Annotated in this window: 16 protein-coding genes and 2 pseudogenes; 11 read left to right on the top strand and 7 right to left on the bottom strand. The window is 33.5% G+C overall.

The annotated features are described in order from the left end of the window. Positions 1 to 5 precede the first annotated feature (5 nt). Positions 6 to 350 (bottom strand): ArsR/SmtB family transcription factor, encoded by a 345-nt coding sequence (locus JFU23_RS05450; protein WP_002033417.1) that lies wholly within the window; start codon positions 348 to 350, stop codon positions 6 to 8. A gap of 502 nt (positions 351 to 852) precedes the next feature. Here JFU23_RS05450 and JFU23_RS05445 point away from each other — a divergent pair. After that, the gene (locus tag JFU23_RS05445) at positions 853 to 2,469 is read left to right on the top strand and encodes an FAD-dependent oxidoreductase (protein WP_201031550.1); all 1,617 of its coding nucleotides are present in this window, start codon (positions 853 to 855) and stop codon (positions 2,467 to 2,469) included. A gap of 112 nt (positions 2,470 to 2,581) precedes the next feature. Continuing rightward, on the top strand, positions 2,582 to 2,956 hold the full coding sequence (locus JFU23_RS05440; RefSeq protein WP_233147358.1) for a hypothetical protein: 375 nt from the start codon (positions 2,582 to 2,584) through the stop codon (positions 2,954 to 2,956). A 145-nt stretch (positions 2,957 to 3,101) separates the two neighbouring features. Here the strand turns inward: JFU23_RS05440 and JFU23_RS05435 are convergent, their stop codons facing one another. The 3 genes from JFU23_RS05435 to JFU23_RS05425 all read right to left on the bottom strand — a co-directional run bounded on the left by JFU23_RS05435 (position 3,102) and on the right by JFU23_RS05425 (position 5,229). Continuing rightward, the gene (locus JFU23_RS05435; protein WP_201031549.1) at positions 3,102 to 3,779 is read right to left on the bottom strand and encodes a YdcF family protein; all 678 of its coding nucleotides are present in this window, start codon (positions 3,777 to 3,779) and stop codon (positions 3,102 to 3,104) included. A gap of 93 nt (positions 3,780 to 3,872) precedes the next feature. Then, complete coding sequence (locus tag JFU23_RS05430; protein WP_085312067.1) at positions 3,873 to 4,385, bottom strand: DUF3916 domain-containing protein; 513 nt, start codon at positions 4,383 to 4,385, stop codon at positions 3,873 to 3,875. Then, on the bottom strand, positions 4,378 to 5,229 hold the full coding sequence (locus JFU23_RS05425; protein WP_201031548.1) for a LysR family transcriptional regulator: 852 nt from the start codon (positions 5,227 to 5,229) through the stop codon (positions 4,378 to 4,380). Before JFU23_RS05425 ends, JFU23_RS05430 begins: the two co-directional genes overlap by 8 nt. A gap of 112 nt (positions 5,230 to 5,341) precedes the next feature. On the opposite strand from JFU23_RS05425, the gene JFU23_RS05420 reads away from it, so the two are divergent. Beyond that, positions 5,342 to 6,568: an MFS transporter gene (locus JFU23_RS05420; RefSeq protein ID WP_242483493.1), complete on the top strand. Its 1,227-nt coding sequence runs from the start codon at positions 5,342 to 5,344 to the stop codon at positions 6,566 to 6,568. 94 nt (positions 6,569 to 6,662) lie between these two features. On the opposite strand, the gene JFU23_RS05415 is transcribed toward JFU23_RS05420, so the two are convergent. Continuing rightward, positions 6,663 to 6,890, bottom strand: coding sequence for a hypothetical protein (locus JFU23_RS05415; RefSeq protein WP_201031546.1), 228 nt, complete (start codon positions 6,888 to 6,890; stop codon positions 6,663 to 6,665). Positions 6,891 to 7,151: 261 nt separating this feature from the next. Between JFU23_RS05415 and JFU23_RS05410 the strand changes: the two genes are divergently transcribed. From JFU23_RS05410 to JFU23_RS05375, 8 genes and pseudogenes are all read left to right on the top strand, one after another. Continuing rightward, on the top strand, positions 7,152 to 8,279 hold the full coding sequence (locus JFU23_RS05410; RefSeq protein ID WP_201031545.1) for a serine hydrolase domain-containing protein: 1,128 nt from the start codon (positions 7,152 to 7,154) through the stop codon (positions 8,277 to 8,279). A 285-nt stretch (positions 8,280 to 8,564) separates the two neighbouring features. Continuing rightward, entirely contained in the window at positions 8,565 to 9,722 is a 1,158-nt protein-coding gene (locus JFU23_RS05405) for an agmatine deiminase family protein (RefSeq protein ID WP_201031544.1), read from the top strand. Between the two features lie 176 nt (positions 9,723 to 9,898). Further along, on the top strand, positions 9,899 to 10,318 hold the full coding sequence (gene psiE / locus JFU23_RS05400) for a phosphate-starvation-inducible protein PsiE (protein ID WP_002165314.1): 420 nt from the start codon (positions 9,899 to 9,901) through the stop codon (positions 10,316 to 10,318). A gap of 178 nt (positions 10,319 to 10,496) precedes the next feature. After that, positions 10,497 to 11,428: pseudogene (locus tag JFU23_RS05395) on the top strand (bestrophin family protein). 229 nt (positions 11,429 to 11,657) lie between these two features. Continuing rightward, positions 11,658 to 12,635, top strand: coding sequence for an agmatine deiminase family protein (locus tag JFU23_RS05390; RefSeq protein WP_201031543.1), 978 nt, complete (start codon positions 11,658 to 11,660; stop codon positions 12,633 to 12,635). 44 nt (positions 12,636 to 12,679) lie between these two features. Next, positions 12,680 to 13,501, top strand: a complete 822-nt coding sequence (locus JFU23_RS05385) for a MerR family transcriptional regulator (protein ID WP_201031542.1) — start codon at positions 12,680 to 12,682, stop codon at positions 13,499 to 13,501. 81 nt (positions 13,502 to 13,582) lie between these two features. Further along, positions 13,583 to 15,325: an amidohydrolase gene (locus tag JFU23_RS05380; protein ID WP_201031541.1), complete on the top strand. Its 1,743-nt coding sequence runs from the start codon at positions 13,583 to 13,585 to the stop codon at positions 15,323 to 15,325. Between the two features lie 107 nt (positions 15,326 to 15,432). After that, on the top strand, positions 15,433 to 16,482 hold the full coding sequence (locus JFU23_RS05375; protein WP_201031540.1) for an agmatine deiminase family protein: 1,050 nt from the start codon (positions 15,433 to 15,435) through the stop codon (positions 16,480 to 16,482). A 54-nt stretch (positions 16,483 to 16,536) separates the two neighbouring features. On the opposite strand, the gene pepF is transcribed toward JFU23_RS05375, so the two are convergent. Both pepF and JFU23_RS05365 read right to left on the bottom strand, forming a co-directional pair. Further along, the gene (gene pepF / locus JFU23_RS05370; RefSeq protein WP_201031539.1) at positions 16,537 to 18,324 is read right to left on the bottom strand and encodes an oligoendopeptidase F; all 1,788 of its coding nucleotides are present in this window, start codon (positions 18,322 to 18,324) and stop codon (positions 16,537 to 16,539) included. Positions 18,325 to 18,442: 118 nt separating this feature from the next. Further along, positions 18,443 to 19,234 (bottom strand): annotated as a pseudogene (locus JFU23_RS05365) (arylamine N-acetyltransferase family protein). Positions 19,235 to 19,387 lie beyond the last annotated feature (153 nt).

Below are 19,387 nucleotides of genomic sequence, written 5' to 3'. Positions count from 1 at the left end.
AAAGTTCAATAAAAGTTTTGCAGTAGCTTCTCAATATCTAATACAAGATTTTTTAATAATCCTAATTTTGTACGTATGTCAATATAATAAAAGTTCTTTGTACCTTCTTTACGCATCAAAATAATACCAGCTTCTCGTAAAATCTTAAGGTGATGTGATACTGCTGGTCGAGAAAGGTGTGTTTGTTTAGTGATTTCGCCAACACGTAATCCAGTTTGACATTCTGTTTTCATTAGAACTAACAAAATAGCTTGACGTGTTTCGTCACCAATTGCCACTAATACTTTTTGACAATTAATAAAATCTTCTTTAATAACATTTAATTGTTCTTGTTTATTCATTTCAATCACTATACCTCCAATAATTAGTCGAAAGGTTTAAGATGATGAACCATTACATTGATACGGTAATGCTACATGAATGTTGTATGAGCTGCAATATTGAGAAAGAAAATCGAGACGAATCAATTTGTACGTATAGAAAATAATGGAGTTGAACGGTAGGAAATGATTTAACAATGCGTTGTCTGCCGAGGATAAAGGGTAGCCATTTAACAATAAAATAAGCGGTCGTAACCTTGTATAATTTACAAGGTTACGACCGCTTATAATGTTTTTATTATTTTTGATGTCTATATCAGAGAATAGTTCAAAGTAAAGTAGGGCCTTCTTTTTTATTCTTTCATACACACACAAATTAAGTGACTTGTAGATGTATGAAAGGATAAAAGTAATTTGGGTCGTAATCTATCTATATGATAATTCAAAATGAAATATAAGTCTATATTTTTGTTGGTTTTTTGATTATATTTATGTCACTGAGCTCAGAAGAATATATGTGGAGGGAAAATGTATGGAATCGAAACATGTACCAGTTTTAATTGTTGGAGGGGGATTATCAGGATTATCGTCTGCATTATTTCTTGCGAAACATAACATTGATTATGTACTTATTGAAAGGCATCCGTCTACTGCGATTCATCCGAAAGCGGGTGGAATTACATTTCGCACAATGGAATTATTCCGAGAATTGGGTCTAGAAAAAGGAATTAGATTAGCTGGTAAAGCATTAGAGAATTGTCACGGGAGAATTGCAGTTCAAACAATAGCTGAGGTAAAGCATGAAGAGTTGGAACAAATAAGGGCGGCGCAGTATGAAAATAACGAAAATTTATTTCGTAAAGTGGAAGAGATTAGCCCATCAAAACAAACTGCTTGTTATCAAATTACTTTAGAGGAGATGATGTTACAAGAAGCACAGAGATTAGGCGGGAAGCTATCTTTTTATCATGAACTAGTTTCTTATGAGCAAAATGGAAACGGAGTAATAGCAACGATTCGAAATCGTAAAACGAAAGAAGAGAGCATGATTCATTGTGATTATGTAATTGCAGCAGATGGAGCGAAAAGTAAAATACGTGAACAGTTAGGTATTTTAACCGAGGGCCGTGGTACAATCGGTGGTTATTATATGAACATATATTTTGAAGCGGATTTGAGTGAATTTATTAAAGGAGACGCATTCGGTTTTACTATGATACTTCATCCAGAAGTAATTGGTGCGCTTATTCCAGTCGATAACGAAAGTAAATGGATTTATCATGTAGCTTATGATCCAGTAAAAGGGGAGCGACCAGAGGATTTCTCTATAGAACGCTGTAAACAAATTATTCAAACTGCAATTGGAAGTACGGATATTAAGCCAGAAATAGTAAGTGTTTTGCCGTGGGAAGCGAGTGAAAGTACAGCGGTAAAATTTCAGGACAATCGCATCTTTTTAGTTGGTGACTCGGCGCATATTATGCCGCCAACAGGAGGATTCGGTTCAAATACAGGAATACAAGATGCACATAATTTAGCTTGGAAATTAGCGGCTGTTATAAAAGGGAAAGCAAATCCAAAATTGTTAGAAACCTATCATGACGAGAGATATCCTGTTGCAAAATTAACGACGGACTATGCGAGTAGTATATTATTTCGTGCTGCGAATCGAGAGGAAGGTAATTTGAGTAATATGGATAGTTTAGCTGTCACTGCTGGTTATCAGTATTGCTCAGAAGCAATTATAGACGAATGTAACACACCGCATAGAATGAATATAGTTGATTTGAACGGACGCCCGGGAACGCGTGCGCCACATTTTTTGGGAACTTATGAAGGAAAAGAAGTTTCTATACTTGATCTATTTGGTAGCAACTTTGTGTTACTTACTGGAGCAGAGCCTAGTACTTGGACTGAAGCTGCAAATGTTGTTTCATCTGGATTAGGAGTAAAGATAAAAGTGTATCAGGTAGGTTTAACTGGTGATTTTATCCATCAAGGTAACTTTTTTAGAAAACTATACGGGATAGAAAATGGAGGAGCGGTAGTAATAAGACCAGATGGATTTATTGGATGGCGTACGGAAAATGAGGTAGTAAAGCCGGGTATATTACTTGAAGAGATAATGAATCGTTTATTATGTAATTAAATATAAAAACAACGCTTGTATTTCAAAAGCAGAAGAACCACTGAATTATGGTGGCTTTCATATAACAACTATTACTTCTCAAAAGAGTAAGCATCTTTTAAGTTACACGAATATGATGCCAGTATACGCTAATAAACTACCTCATAAGGATGAGGCAGAGAAAATAGCGATGGATGTAATGGAAAAGGTTGATCGACAATATGCAAAGGGCCTAACTTTACTTCGTATAGAAAAACAAACTAGACATTATGTTGACGGGGGACAAACTGTGGAGTTTCCTGTTCTATGGATAAAGATGATGCATAATAACGGAAGTTTTAACTGGGTGACAATTGGTGGTGACGGACAAATCATTGAATTTGAGCGAGAAGTACGCTGGGATTATATGATGAGTCGTCGCCAAACAGAAATGTGGTATTACGATGATTGGGTATTGGCACGCACCGGGGAAGGACCACAATTATTGCCGCCAGCTGCGTTGGCTTAATATGTTAAACAATATGTGTACAATGGTAGGCGTCTATGTGGGGGAATGAAAAAGGAAAAGTAATTTTAGTGTTATTTATGCATCATTAGAATATTCGGGAAGCCTTTATATTGGCTTCCCGATATTTTTTTATGTTGAAAAAATATTATGCAAGATGTTGGTAATATACTACGTATTTTTCTAATCCTTCAATCTCTTTCTCAGGAGGTTCAATTCCACCTTTTCGGCCGTAGCAAACATTTCTCAAGTATTCGCCGAAAATCATAGAGCGACTTTTCTCATTTTCCATCCAATTATATCTATTAATTATAAAATCACCATCAAAACTTGTATCAAATGTATATGGAATACAAGTTATATGTTTTGGTAAATGTTTTTTTAATACTCTATATTGCCGGCCTGCTCCTAAGCTTTTACATACAAATAGTAAACTGTTAATTGTTGTAAAATCAAAGATCTTCTTAGCTTCAATTACATTTGCGATAGAATGGAGAGAGTTTTTCTCGAAAATGATAGCATCTTCCGGTACACCGTGTTCAATTAACTTGTTAACAATTACTTCTGATTCTGATAAATCTCCATAATTCCAGTTTGGATGTTTCATTCCATGTAAACTAGTACCACCTGTGACGATAATTTGTGCACCTAAACCTTGTTGATAAGCATGTAAAGGAGCTTGCCAATTACCAGGATGGGAACCACCGAAAACGAAAATTGCATCACACTGTTGTGGTGTTGATACTTTTAGGAAAGCGATTTCGGTTATTTCTTCAATTTGTTTTTTCATAAGATGTGGGACTTCAGGGTATTTAGGGATTACCATATGAAAACCTCCTATATAGTGAAATGTTAAATTCATTATATAGCGATGTTGTTTAGTGGAAAAAGGGAAGTTTTTCATTTGACAGTTCCCCTTTTATGATAACTCTCCTATAAACAAAAGTTCTCCTTCATCATTAAATCCATCTTCATCCTTGATTATCTCTTGGAAATGCAATGTTTGGACACTGTTAGAAATTGATATTTTCCATTCATGCCCGAAGTCGGAAGCATTGGAGAGGGGAATCCATTTTTGAAATTCGTTATCTCTATTGAAAAAATTTTGAAAGTAGTCATCGTTTTTAAATATGATGATTTGTGAGTTCCATAAGCTTGCTATTTTAATCATAACAACGACTCGATATGTATTTGTATCGTTCGGTTTCATTGTCATTAATTGATTCGCTTGATTTAACAGGGTTTGAATGCACAATCGCTTTACTTTCCTAGGTGTTGTACTAGAATCGATAAAAGCTTGAGAGCCTGGTAAAGGCATATGCCAGTATTCATCGTTATAGAAAGTAGATGGAAATGCTTTAGTGGCGTCTTCAATTCTTTTTATAAGAGTTTTTGTTTTTCGTTTCATTCCGCGTATTTTCTGTTCACGCATTGTTGATCATCTCCATAAATTTTTGCAAGGCAGCTGAGTGAAAAATGTCTTTTCGAGTAATAAAGGTAGTAGGAACCTTTTTAAAGTGATTTGGTAATGTATTTAAAGATACACCATGTTCATAATCTGGAATAATGGATTTCATCATAATAGCCGCGCCCATACCTGATTTTACACATGCAAGTATTGCTTCAATTGTTCCGAACTCTAGTATTCTTTTAGGTGAAATCCCTTCTTCTTGAAGCCAGTTTTCTAATAGTTTTCTGTAATAACAACCTTGACTAAAAGCGAGTAAATTCAGTTCTTCTATTGTTTTAAAGGAAGCTAGAGGAGTCTTGCTAATGAGAACGAGTTCTTCTTCTCGAAATGAAAGTGTATGAAGTTCAGTATGCTGAATATTTCCAGCGATAAGAGCCCCGTCTAGTTTTCGCTCTAAAACGAGCTGAGTTAATTGGTCTGTCGTGTTTGTTTCTAGAATCAATTCAACTTCTGGATACTTTTCATAATAGGTCGTTAATATGGGCGGGAGACGAACGGCTGTTGTCGATTCTGTACATCCGATTTTTAACGTGCCTTTTGGCTCGGTTCCGTTACTTTGGACAGCTTGAATGGATTGATCGATTAAGTGGATGATTTGTTTTGCATATGTTAATAAAATTTCTCCGTTAGAAGTTAAAGTAACGCCTTTTCCATTTCGATAAAATAAAGGCACACCTAACTCAATTTCTAGTTGTTTTATACGCATCGTTACACCTGATTGTACATAGTTTAAGTTTTTAGCAGCATGAGATATATTTCCTACTGTCGCAACTTCGTAAAAAACCGTTAAATCTTTTATATCCATTTATTATCACCCCGAAAAAGGTATCAATTTTTTTGATGGATTCTATTATTAACACTTATTTTACATGATATCAGAACCTTCATACAATGAAAGGGATATGGGGGAGATAACGTTGATAAGTGAAGAAAAAATTGAAAAGTACAGTAGTTCTAATAAATGGATCATGTTAACTTTGGCAACGGTAGCACAGGCAAGTGCAACACTTATAACATATGGAGTAGGGGTACTCGCTTTATTTTGGAAACAGAAATATGTACTTTCGAATATGCAGGTTGGGTTGTTAATAAGTGCTGTAAATATTGGTCCGCTGTTTTGTATGCTTTTTGCCGGAAGGTTACTTGATCGATATAACGAAAGAATATTAATTGGATCGAGCACTGTATTACTTGGCGGGGCACTTTTACTTGCTCATATGGCAAGGGGATTTATTGGGCTATTATTTGTCCTTCTTTTAATAGGAACTTTTTATAGCGTATCCCAGCCAGGGGGAAGTAAAGTAATCTTGAAATGGTTTCCGAAAGAAATGCGCGGATTAGCTATGGGAATACGGCAAGCTGGTATACCTATTGGCGGGGCGTTAGCAGGAGTAACGATCCCTTTGCTTACACTTAAATTTAGTTTATCTTATACGATAAATGTTATTGCAACTATATGTATAGTAGGTGGGTTATTGTTTTTCATATTTTATAAGGAATCGAACGCCCGAGAACACACTAGCCGAGAAGATGTAAGGCTTTCTTTTTGGATGCAATTAAAAGAGGTGATATGTAAAAAAGAGCTGTATCCAATTTTTATTACAGGTATTTGTATGATTTCTTTACAAATGATATTAGTCGGACATTTTATGAAATTTTTAGCTGTTGAAAAATCGATAACACCTATTGTAGCAGGGAAAGTATTTTCAGTTATGCTAGTTGCAGGAATGATTGGGCGAATTATATTAACTACAATAAGTGATACATATTACAAAGGTGATCGTCGTAAACCTTTATTAATAACTGTATGTATATCTTTTTGCTTAATTTTAGTTGTTGTAATGAGTATAAACACAATGACACTTGAGGCATTGTTTGTGATGAGCGGACTGCTAGGGTTCTTTGCGATCGGTTGGTTTAGTCTTTTTATGGTTGAAGTTGCTGAGTCTGCAAGTGAGGAATTGGTAGGCCTAACAGTGAGTTTTGCGCTTACACTTAATCAAATTGCTATTATCTTTGCACCTGCTTTGTTTGGTTATATAGTAGATGGAAAAGGCTACACATATGCATGGATAGGTATAGCTGCATTACTAAGCGTTTCAGCGGTGAATTTATGTAACAGTAAAAGAATATTAAAAATGTAAATCTTTTATGAAGAAAATCTAAAGAAATGTCGTGAGAGTGACATTTCTTTTTTTATATGCTGTATAATCAATTTAGAAATGAGATTCGTTTTCATTAACGCTCATTTCCTCTTTTGAAATTACCTGTAATTTTAGCCATAATAAGCTGTTTTTCTTTTTCGTTACTTGCCCGATTTATTTTGTTTAAAAATTTTTCAGCATCATTTCCTTTTAAAATTATAATCCGTTTTCCGTAATATTCAATTGAAACTATATTGTTTTTTGTTACTCGATAATGAAACATCATATCATCTAAACGATTGCGCTTATCGGTCTTTTTCAAATTAACGCCTCCATTCTTGTTAATGTGTAACGAATGTTACATAAAAAATTTAAATTAAAGTTGGATGTATCCGATTGTAAGGTGGAAATTTTGTAAAAAAGAACTACAATAGAGAGTAGTTAAAATTTGAACGTTAGAAAAAGGAATCTAGTTTGCTATGAGAAATAATAGAGTAGATAGATTATAAGATATTTAAAAACTAAAAGATATAGAATAGAATGGAAAAGTATAAAGTGAAACTAGATAAAAGAGGGTTCCCATATGTTTAAGAAATGGTTAATTGCTTTCTTTGTTTTTGCTATTTTTTGTGGGAGTGTCGCTGCACTCATACATGCAAATAAAGAAAAGAAATACAGTTTGAAGGCATTTTCAAAATTTGAGGATAAAGTTGGAAATGTTCAATCGAAAGTTGATGCGAATCAGCAAAAACGTTATGATATTGCAGCAACGAAACTCGATCAATATTTAAAAGATAAAGGATTTAACGGAACGGTTCTCGTAATGGATAAAAATAATGTGGTTTTACGAAAAGGCTACGGGTATGCGAATATAAAAGATAAAGTTTTAACAACGCCAAGAACAAAATATCGCATCGGTTCCATAACGAAAACAGTAGTTGCAATATCTATATTACAGCTAAGAGAAAAAGGGAAATTGAATATTGAAGACAATGTAAATAAGTATATTCCATCGTTTCCAGCAGATAAAAAAATTACGTTACGAAATTTGTTAACACATACGTCTGGGTTACCAGATCAGGGACAAGGTAGTGTTGATGCGGCATCACGTTTAAAGTTAGTAACGTGGATTGGAGCGCAAAAGTTGCAATTTCCTGCAGGGACAGGATGGAAATATACAGATTATAATTATATGGTACTTGCGTATATTGTAGAAAAGATATCGAATAAACCGCTTGCTGAATATGTGAAAGAAAACATTTTTACTCCTGTTGAAATGAATGAATCTGGTATGGGTGCAACTCTCCCTGAAGATATTTTCTTAGCAGAAGGTTACACGAAAAAAGATAATGAGTTAATAGCTACACCCCGCTTAAAAATGAACTGGCTGTATGGTTGTGGTGAAATGTATACGACCGTTGAAGATATGAAAAGATTAGATGAGGCTATTATGGATGGAAAGCTGATTTCTAAACAAAGCTTATCAGATATGTTTACAGTATCACCTGCGAGAAAATATGGATTTAGCTTCTATATTTACCCAGATTATTATCATAACCACGGTGTATTAGCTGGCTGGAACACTTTTAATAATTTTAACTGGGATAAAAGAACGTTTGTAATATTATTCTCTAACGTACAAAATGGTATGAATGATACATTTAATCAAGAGTTTAGGAAATTAGCGAATGATTTAATAGAAGGAAAATAATTATTTAAAAATCGGTATTGATATAAAATTATCAATACCGATTTTTTTATTTAGTGAACAAGCATGTATGAGAGGGGATTAGTATTAGAATAAATTTATGAAGGAAGTTAAATGATATGGATGTTAAATATAGGAAGTGTATTTTGTGAATGTCATCTATTTGTATTGAAATTATGTGATTATCATGCGGAAGAATAATTGGTAATTTTTACATTGATGAAAAAGCTTGAGCTTCACACTATGTTAAGCCTTACAGTATTGTAGACATGAACAGGAGGTTGAAAAATGAAAAAAATAGTCAAGTTTTGTTTAATAGCTACATTATCTACAACGATTATTAGTGGATGTTCTTTTGAAGGGAATAATGAAAATGCCAAAGGGAAAGAGGATAAAAAAGTAGAGGTACAGAAAAACGCTGGAAAATATACGATGCCGGATGAAAAAGATAAACATGAAGGTACATGGCTACAATGGCCTCATGAATACACATATGGTCAAGAGTATAAACACGAAGTTGAACCTATTTGGATTAAGATGGCAAGTGCTTTAACTGAGGGTGAAAAAGTCCACATTGTTGCATATGATGAGGAAGAGAAAGAGCGAATCAATAAGCTTTTAATAGATAAAGGGCTGAATATGGATAAAGTTGATTTCTTTATCGCTCCTACTGATGATGTGTGGGCAAGAGATAGTGGACCGATTTTTGTTTATGACAATAATAAAAATCTAAAAATATTAGATCCAGCATTTAATGGTTGGGGAAAGAAAACTCCATATAAAAATGATGCCCGTATACGTGAGAATGTTAGTAAACAATTAGGGATTGAAAGAATTGATTGGGGGAAATTTGTCCTTGAAGGTGGCGCAATTGAATTAGACAGCAATGGGACTGCTTTATTAACTCGAAGCGCAGTAACGAATAAAAATAGAAATCCTGATTTATCAGAAGCGGAAATTGAAAAATATATAAGTGACCTTGGGGTGACAAACTTTATTTGGTTAGATGGAGTGCCTAATTTAGATATTACTGATTTTCATATTGATGGATTTGCTAAATTCCATGATAAATCTACAATCGTAACGATGGCAGAAGATGACTTGGCTGAATGGGGCTTGTCAAACAAAGATATGGATAAATTGTTAGATGCAAAAAATGCTTCAGGACAGAAATATAAGTACGAATACTTACCGCTTAGTAAAGATAAAGTTACTTTAGAAGGTGGAAAAACTCTAGATTATAAGGGGTCGTATATCAATTATTATGTTGGGAATACAGTTATATTGGTGCCTAACTATAATGATCCAAATGACAAAATCGCAAACGATACGATTCAGAAATTATACCCGGATCGTAAAGTAGTGGGAATTGATGTGAGAGAGCTTTATAAAAATGGCGGAATGATCCATTGTGTGACACAGCAACAACCGATTCAATTGAAGTAATTGATTATAGTTTTGTTATGCTGCTTTATAGACAAAATAGGTGAAATGCTATCCTTACTTATTTTGTCTTGTTTTAACATCTGTAACAAGAGTGGAATGTATAATTTTAATATAACTATAATCAAATTAAATTATATTGTCATTATTGTTTTATATGGAAAAAGAGAAAAATGTTTGTGTTAAAGAATTTAAAAAGAGTATTTTCGTTTTTCCCTATCGTTCTACAGTACATTATAAATGTAGCTTTGATCTGTTTGGGAATTGTTTTAAGTGTGTTTCTTATGAAAGAAGTTATTCAATTTATACAAGAACTTAAATTAAATAGTGAGGAATCTAGTTATCATTTAATTGATAGCATTGTCGTATTCTTTTTATATTTTGAATTCATCGTAATGATTATAAAGTATTTTCAAATGAACTTTCATTTTCCATTGCGTTATTTTATATATATAGGTATTACGGCTATTGTTCGTCTAATTATTATAGACCATGATAGTCCAATGGATTCATTGATATATGCTTGCGCGATTCTTGTATTAATTAGTGCTTTATTCATTGCAAATTCTAAAATAATGCGTCGTGATTTAGAAGAGTGAACGTTTGTTGTTTAAATCAAAAAAGATGTTTTATCTTTTGGTAAAAAGGAGTAACAGTATTGAAAGAAATAATCTTAACCAGTTTTATAATAATAGGGTTTATGATTCTACTATTTAATTGTATACTTTCATAATTTAAAAGAATAAAAGGTTAATAAGGAAAGAGGTTTTTGTAAATATGGTTCATTACAATAATCAAAATAGTTTACATCAAATATTTACATTAAAGGGAACAGTTATAAGAGATATTTTCCCGCAAATTTTATTATATATATGTATTTCAACGATAGTTACTGTGATTAATTATTATTATGTAGAAATAAAAATTAATCAAACTCCTTGGGTAATTGTTGGAGGAGCTTTAGGTCTACTGTTAGTTTTTCGTACTAACACTGCCTATATAGGTATTGGGAAGGTAGAAAGTTATTTGGCACGGTTGGTGCTTGTACTAGAAATTTGGCAGTTAGTTTTTTATGTTATTGGGAGTCTAAGGGGAAAAAGAAGGATCAGGAAAAATTAAAATTTTTACATTTGTTAATTGCTTTTCCAAAGATAGCGAAAGGACATTTGAGAGACGAAAAAGATTTATCCGAAATAAAAGCATTGTTTGATATTTGTTCTGAGAAGGAAAAAGAAATGTTGGCTGAGTCTATTCATTTACCGATTAGTATAGTGTTTATGTTAAAAACTATACTATCAAAAGGTTTGAAAACGGGTCAAATTCACCCAAATGCAATAATTAATATGGAAGCTGATTTGAATACTCTGCTTACGGCTGTGGGTGGATGTGATCGGATCAAAACAACGCCTATTCCTTTTGCTTATTTTGCTCATATTAAAATTTTACTGCTCATATTTTGCGGGACTTTATCGATTGGTCTTGTTGATAGTCTTGGATGGTTTACAGTACTTGCAACTACGTTTATAAGTTTTGCATTTATAGGGATTGAAGCAATAGGGGTTGAAATTGAGGATCCATTTGGTCAGGATCCAAACGATCTTCCGCTAGAAGGGATTTGCATAGGGGTAGAAACACATTTAGTGAATTTATATAATCAAAACGCCCTGTTAGAAGTAGTGGATTTGAATCTTGATAAAAAAATCATCTAATCCTTCATTGTGTACGACGATTAAAATTTAAAAATCTTGTCAAGAGTCAGTTTACGGCTTAACGACGTCTTTATATTTTTTATATAAATATATAATATTTCTCCGTGCTATAATCCATTCATGAAATGTGCACGTTTCAAAAATTGTAATGAAAAGAGAAATGAATTGGGGAATAGTTGGCTTATTGAAAACAGTTATTCAATCATTATTAAAAAGCGAGGTAAGTAATATGGAACAAAAACATAGTGGCATTATTTTTACTGCAATACCAGATGAATCGAATGAATATTATCGACCATTTTATGAAGACATTATTTATTTTAATGAATACTTAAATGAAAATAAAGCATTTACCGATCAACTTATATCTTTATCTGTTGAAGAGCAAGACTTTCATACAAACTTTTTTGAGTATGATGATATTTGGCTAAGAGATGTTGCACCAGTTGTAACAAATCATCTAGTTAAATTCAAATATCAACCGAATTATTTACCGAAAGATCAAGGACGATATTTAGATCAACAATTTAATAAATGGTTGAAAAAAAACGACTTTGAATATGTGACATCTCCATTGATATTAGACGGTGGAAATCTTATTTGGAATAAAAAAGATACCGTTATATTAACGGAACGCATATTTGATGATAATTATGATTGGACGGAAGAAGAAATTATAGAGCAACTGGAATGGGATTTAGATGTGAGTCGGGTTATTATTATTCCTGCTGAAGAGGGAGATGTACTTGCACACGCAGACGGGATGGTTAAATTTATTGATGAACATACAATGTTTATTAGTGATTTTTTAGGGGATCATGAATTTAGATATAAGGTTCAAGAGATTATTCAAGAGCAAATGCCAGAGGCTGAATTTATAGTTGTTCCCTCGTCATATACAGAGAAGGGTCAATACGATGAAGAGATAGCGTCAGCAAAAGGTTTATATATAAATATGTTAGAAACATGTGATACGCTTTACGTTCCTAAGTTTGGATTAGCTAAAGATGAGGAAGTTTTACGATATATTCAACAGCATACTGAGAAACAAGTTATTCAAAGTCATGTAGGAGAAATATCGACAATGGGAGGCGCGATGAATTGTTTAACGTGGTATTGTCCTAGTCATTTGTTACCTTCAAAAATGAAAAGGGTGAACGATCAGAATGAAGGTTCTTCAATCAGAAAAATATTTGATTGGTTTTAATAAATAAGCTTATATATAAGAAAATGTATTCAAGGGGTATTTATATGTATACAATTACTGAGTTTTCGCGGATTTGTAAAATGAGTACACGGATGCTAAGGCATTATGACAAAGAGGATATATTAAAACCAGCATATGTGAATCCGGTAAATGGATATAGATATTATGAGCAAGGGCAGCTTGAAATAGCGCTGAAAATTAAAAAGCTAAGGGAGTATAAGTTTCCTTTACCGAAAATTAAAATAATTCTTCAATCATCAGATCAAGATTCATTTATTAAACATATGCAAGCACAAATTATAGAGTTGTCTCATGAGGTGAAACAAAATTTACAGGTTATTTCAGAAATGAATGAAATGGTAAATATGAATCATGCTTTAAATACTGCTTGTCATAGAAATTACGATATATTTATTGGAATGAGAAATGAAATAACAGTAATTGCTCAAAGACTGCAAATAAATATAGATGATATGGATGATTATTTTTATGACTTATATGAAAAAGTACAAAAGCATAACTTACAAATGGTCGGTTCGCCCTCTACGGTCTTTTATGATGAAGAGTATATTCCAAATGAAAGTGATGTTGAATTAAGGATTCCGGTCATGCATGGGAACAATAAAGATGTAGTACAAGAATATGAAATAAAAAAATTAAATCCACATCAAATCGTTACTACTATGCATTATGGAAGTTATGACTATATAGGCTACGCTTATATTGCGTTAGAAAAATGGATTGAAAGAAATGGTTATGTAATAGATGGTTCACCATATGAGGTCTACATAAAGGGACCTGAATGTGATTGTTTAGTAGAGGAGTATGTGACACAAATTTGTTTTTTAGTTATGAAAATAGACTGAGAATAAGGATTGACATTAACATTATGTCAATCCTTATTCTATTTATGTAAGTAATTCATCATAATAAAAAGGAGAAAGAATATGAAAAGAACAATCATGATTATTTTTCTGATTCTAAGTATGACATGGTTTTCAGCGTGTACTCCTGGAGTAGGAGAAGGTGAGAATGGTAGCTTCGTTCTACCAAATCAGTTGCCAAAAAATGTAGTGTTTAAAAATGGTACAATCTATACTTCAAATGACAAGCAAGACATTGTAGAGGCTGTAGCCGTTAAAGAAGGGAAAATTACATTTGTTGGTTCAAACAAAGATGTAGAAGGATTTATAAATGAAGATACGAAAGTGGTGGATTTACAAGGGCGTTTTATTCTTCCTGGTTTTGTGGACAATCACAATCATATATTTGAGGCGAAATCACCAGCAGCAGGGAATTGTAGTGTTTCACCGGATGCTGCGCTGCAAGAACAACGCTCGTATTTAAAGGCTTGTAAAAAAGATGTGAAAGATGGCGAATGGATAAGCGGAACAGGATTTAGTTTGGAAGAGCTGTTAAAAGATATGGACGAAAAATCAGAACAACAAACTCCTTTACAAGTTCTTGATGAGTTATTTCCTAGTAATCCAGTGTTAATTATGGAAAGAACCTCTCATTCTGTATGGGTTAATTCGAAAGCATTGGAGTTAGCAGGAATAAATAAAGAGACGAAAGATCCGCAAGGCGGAAGAATAATTCGGGATCCAGAGACAGGAGAACCTTTTGGGCTTCTGTATGATACAGCAGGGGATATCGTGATGGAAAAAGCATGGAATTCCCAGTCAAACCTCTTTGAAAAAAACTATGAAGGTTTGTTAGACGGTTTAGATGAGGTTGCGAAGAATGGTATTACTACAGTCGGCGATGGACGTCTCTATTGGAAACGAGGCTGGTTAGATGTTTGGAATAAAGTAAATGATGAGAAAAAGTTAACATCGCGAGTAGTACTTCGTCCGTGGGTATATCCGAACTTAAATGAAGCAGAACAAATGGAGTATTTCAAAAAAATTAAGCGTGATGATGTATCATCTCGAATGCTTATTAATCAAGTGAAAATGTATAGTGATGGAATTAGTATTAATAGTACAGCTAAAATACTAGAAAAATATAAATTTGAGTGGTTTAAAGGAACCCCGTACGGTTTGAACTATATTCCAGAAGAAAAAATGAAATGGTGGTTAACGGAACTTAATAAACTTGGTTACGGTGCACTCATTCATACAATTGGGGATGGCGGGGTAAGAGAGAGTTTAAATGCAATTGAAGCAGCGAAAAAAGAAGGTGCAAATCAGCCTTATACGCTCACACATGTTGAGATGGTAGAAGATAGTGATATAAATCGTTTTGCTAAGTTAGGTATTAGCGCTGATTTCCAAGTAGGCCATGATTTTGCGGAAGATCCTAAACAAAGCTGGGCAAGTACGTATTTTACAGATCAACAGATGAAACGAATTATGCCGTTAGGGCGAATTTGGAAAACAGGAGCAAATGTATCGCTTAGTAGTGATTGGGATGTAAATGAACTAAATCCACTTGTGACGATTTCGAATGCATTAAGTATTGATGAGAAAGGCTTATCCGATGTACATGCAGCTATTGATGCTTATACAATTAAGCCAGCCAAAGCATTAGGTCTTGATAAAATTACTGGATCGATTGAAGTAGGTAAATCAGCCGATATAGTAGTATTAAACGAAGATATTACTAAAATGAGTGCCGATAAGATTCCGAATGCGAAAGTTTTAATGACAGTTTTACAAGGAGAAGTAGTGTATCACAAGGGAGAATAAAGAATCCGCGTATGAAGTAGTTACAAGTAAATGAAGATATTTCTGTTGACCTTAACACGATGTCAAAGTTTAGACTGAACTTACATTCGACGAAGGGGTGAACATGTATGAGAAATATGGGAAATAGTTTATATTATATGCCTGCTGAGTGGGAAAAACATGAGGGAACATGGCTCCAATGGCCTCATGATAAGGCTCATAGAGGCGAAGGTTACAGATCTAAGCTAGATGATATTTGGGTAACGATGGCAAAGGAGCTTCATTACGGAGAGAATGTTCATATTGTTGTATTTGATGAGGAAGAAAAAGTACATGTACAATCGAAGTTAATTGAAGCGAATGTAGATATGGATAAAATTGATTTTTTAATTGAAGAAACGGATGATGTTTGGATAAGAGATAATGGACCGATCTTTGTAAAAGATAAGGAAGGCAATCTCTGTTTAACACACTGGGTATTTAATGGTTGGGGGGATAAATATCCGTATGAAAATGATGCTGTTATTCCGGAAAAAATAAGTGAAATGTATAGCATTCCAAAAGTTAAATCTAGTGTCTGTATAGAAGGTGGAGGAATAGAGATAAATGGAAATGGCACCTTAATGGCGGCAAAAACTTCTATTATAAATGAAAATCGAAATCCTACACTAAATCAGGAAGAGATTGAAATAGAGTTAACGAAGTATTTGGGAGTAACGAATTTTATATGGATAACTGGTATTCGCGGAGAGGATAATTATGATGAAGATACAGATTACCATATTGATGGGGCAGCGCGTTTTGTAACTGAAAATACAATTCTTTATGAATATGATCCTTTCGGGGAAGGAGAGTCGTACCTTTTGGAGGCGTACGAAAAGCATTATCAAGAATTGAGACAAGCAAGAAATATAGATGGAAAGCCATTTCAGCTCATCCCAGTACCTGTAACAAGAAAAGTGGTAAAAGAGGCAGACTGTAAGGGCTCGTATTTGAACTTTTATATTGGAAATGAAGTTGTATTGGTTCCTATATACGGTGATGAACATGATAAGTTAGGACTTCAAATCATTGAAGGACAGTTTCCAGGAAGAAGAATTGTCGGTGTTTATGTAAATGAACTGTATGCGTATGGTGGTATGATTCACTGTGTGACGCAGCAACAAGTGAATAAATAAAATGTATATTTTATATGAAAAAGCATGCAGATTCTATAATCTGCATGCTTTTTTCTATAATGCTGAAAACTCTTCAACAAGTTGGGTGAATCGATTTAATGCACTTTCAATCGGTTCTGGTGTAGTTAAATCGACGCCAGCTTTTTTCAGTAGGTTTAATGGATAGTCAGAACTTCCGCCTTTAAGGAATTCAATATAGTTTTTCTGAGCATTTGGATCACCGCTTAATAATTTATCGGCGATTTGAATGGCAGAAGCGAATCCAGTTGCGTATTTGTATACGTAAAATGGACGGTAGAAATGAGGGATTCTAGACCAGCCATATTTTACTTCTTCGTCAAATACGATGGAGTCGCCATTATATTCTCTAAATAAGTTTTCGTAAATTTCACTAAAGACTTTGGCATTTAATGGTTTACCTTGTTCGGCCATTTCATGTGTGATTTTTTCAAATTCTGCAAACATGATTTGTGTAAAGAAAGTACCTTTAAAGCTATCGATAAAGTAGTTAATTAAATGATTACGTACGTTCGTTTCTTTTGCTTCTTTTAATAAATAATGAATTAATAACACTTCATTTACTGTAGAAGCGACTTCTGCAACAAAGATAGTATAGTGTGCAGAAATTCTTGGTTGGTATCCGTGTGAGTAATGCGTATGCATACCGTGCCCGCATTCATGAGTAAGGGTGAAAAGGCTATTTAAATCATCATGATGATTTAAAAGAATGAAAGGATGAACACCGTATACACCAAAGTTATAAGCGCCAGAACGTTTTCCTGGTGTTTCTCTCACGTCTATATAGCGTTTATCTTTAAAGTTTTTTAATGTTTCGATATATTCTTTACCTAAAGGAGCTAGTGAAGCGATCATTATATCAAACGCTTCGTCGTATGGAATGTCTTGTTTTACACCTTTTACTAAATCAACACTCAAGTCGTATTGTCGTAGTTCATCTACATTTAATTTTTCTTTTCTAAGTTCATTATACGTATGTAATGATTGAATGTTTTTTTTCGTTGTCTCAATTAAATTTTCATATACTTCTTTCGGAACCATGTCGCCAAATAATGATTTTTCTAAAGCTGATGGATATTTTCGTAGCTTTGAGACAGTAACATTGTTTTTAATAGCTGCGGACAAAGTAGAAGCGATAGAGTTTTTTAACTGAACATATGGCTTGTAATAAGCTTTATAGGCTTCTTCACGATTCTCACGATTCTCATCTTCTATTAGCTTTGAATACATTCCACGTGTTAAGTTTACTTTTTCTCCATCATCAGTAGTCACTTCACCAAAAATTATATCTGCATTATTTAACATGCCAAATGTATGCTGTGGGGAGGAGAGTGCTTCACCCATTTGTGATAAAATCTCTTCTTGGTCTTTATTCAAAACGTGTTTTTTATAACGGTATAACTCAAATAAGTCTTCTTTATAATAGTGTAAGCCTTCGGTTTCTTCTATGTAAGAATGTAATGTGTTTTCATCTACGCTAAGTAAGAATGGAGAAAAGAAAGATTTAGCCGCACTTACTTTCACGTGTAATTGTGATACTTTATCGACAAGGGATTGAGCGTCAGTATCGCGTGTATCAAGATCAGATTGTAATCGTGCATAAGCGAACATTAAAGATATTATGCTAGATATTTCTTCGCTCTTTGTTAAATAAGCTAATAAACTATTGCCATCGTGAATATTTCCATTAAACTTGTGTAATTCATTCGTTAATACTTCAATTTTATGAAAATCGCTTTCCCAATCTTCAATTGTATGATAAATATCCGTTAAATCCCATTTTTCTTTATCAGCTACTTGTAGTCGATCTTTAAGTTCAGTCATAATCATTTCCTTTCTAAATATGTAGTTATATTCCTATATAACTATGAAATACAACAAATTGCAAAAAATCCCTGCTGGAAAATAAAAAGCCTTGCCGAGAATGGCGAGGCTTTAAAAGTTATAATGTAATGCCGAACGTTGAATGAAGGAGGTTTGTATATTGCTCTTTTGTAATGGTTTCTTTTGTTTTATTTCTATTTTTCGTTACTGTAAGGCTATCTTTTGTTAATGATGCGTGCCCGTCATGAGTAAGTTTTACAACAAGAGGTACTTTGTTAAATGGTGAGCCTTCATGTTCAACAATAATTTTTTGTGCTGCATTTGCTTTCGTTTCATCCACTTCTTCCAAGTAAAATGCATAACCTACTGTCCAATCATCAGTAGAAGATTAATCTAGAAACTCATTGCTTTTACGCATTTCTAAAATATAATTACCTTTTTCAGTCGTTTCTTTACGAATACGATAGTCGCCTGTTACAGAATGAACGATCTCACCTGAGAAAGGAACAGGGGAAAGGGGTAAATATGATCCGAAACCTACTTCAATTAAGTAAAGTTCATTATGATGTTGTAAAACAGTTGCGATATGCCCTGAATCTACAGCCCATATAGAATTTGCAGCGTTATAAACTGTTCCTGAAACGAGATGGACATCGAATTTAGAGTCTTTAAGGAAGTAATACATAGCCGGATTCAATTCATAACAAAGGCCGCCACGGTTGTTTATTAAAATTTTTTCTTTTAGATTTTCTTTTGATATTTCTTTAAAGTTGTTTTCGAGAATATTTAAGTTTTCAAAAGGGACAGTTTGTGCCATTGCGTACATAATGTTAGGTAAATCTTCAAATGAAACTTTGTGTTTTTCTTCTATATTTAATCTTGCAAAAAATTGTTTTTGAAAGTCGGTCATAGAAATCCCTCCGTTATGCTTTTATAGATAAATTGTAAACAATTTTGAATCCGATGTGAATTTTAAACTATATGGGGTACTTGTGGAATAGTTGAATTCATATTTTGAAAAATAATGTGAGAGATTAAAAGATTGTTACTTTACTAACTGTAG

This window comes from Bacillus sp. TH50 (assembly GCF_016650565.1).
In the GTDB taxonomy this organism is placed as follows: domain Bacteria; phylum Bacillota; class Bacilli; order Bacillales; family Bacillaceae_G; genus Bacillus_A; species Bacillus_A mycoides.
Note: the sequence above shows the minus strand (reverse complement) of the source record. Positions and strands in the feature narration are given on the sequence as shown.

Excerpts from the sequence above, each read along its gene's own strand:
- JFU23_RS05445 (WP_201031550.1), top strand. The coding sequence starts at position 853 with ATGGAATCGAAACATGTACCAGTTTTAATTGTTGGAGGGGGATTATCA.
- JFU23_RS05440 (WP_233147358.1), top strand. The coding sequence starts at position 2,582 with ATGATGCCAGTATACGCTAATAAACTACCTCATAAGGATGAGGCAGAG.
- JFU23_RS05435 (WP_201031549.1), bottom strand. The coding sequence starts at position 3,779 with ATGGTAATCCCTAAATACCCTGAAGTCCCACATCTTATGAAAAAACAA.
- JFU23_RS05430 (WP_085312067.1), bottom strand. The coding sequence starts at position 4,385 with ATGCGTGAACAGAAAATACGCGGAATGAAACGAAAAACAAAAACTCTT.
- JFU23_RS05425 (WP_201031548.1), bottom strand. The coding sequence starts at position 5,229 with ATGGATATAAAAGATTTAACGGTTTTTTACGAAGTTGCGACAGTAGGA.
- JFU23_RS05410 (WP_201031545.1), top strand. The coding sequence starts at position 7,152 with ATGTTTAAGAAATGGTTAATTGCTTTCTTTGTTTTTGCTATTTTTTGT.
- JFU23_RS05405 (WP_201031544.1), top strand. The coding sequence starts at position 8,565 with ATGAAAAAAATAGTCAAGTTTTGTTTAATAGCTACATTATCTACAACG.
- JFU23_RS05390 (WP_201031543.1), top strand. The coding sequence starts at position 11,658 with ATGGAACAAAAACATAGTGGCATTATTTTTACTGCAATACCAGATGAA.
- JFU23_RS05385 (WP_201031542.1), top strand. The coding sequence starts at position 12,680 with ATGTATACAATTACTGAGTTTTCGCGGATTTGTAAAATGAGTACACGG.
- JFU23_RS05380 (WP_201031541.1), top strand. The coding sequence starts at position 13,583 with ATGAAAAGAACAATCATGATTATTTTTCTGATTCTAAGTATGACATGG.
- JFU23_RS05375 (WP_201031540.1), top strand. The coding sequence starts at position 15,433 with ATGAGAAATATGGGAAATAGTTTATATTATATGCCTGCTGAGTGGGAA.
- pepF (WP_201031539.1), bottom strand. The coding sequence starts at position 18,324 with ATGACTGAACTTAAAGATCGACTACAAGTAGCTGATAAAGAAAAATGG.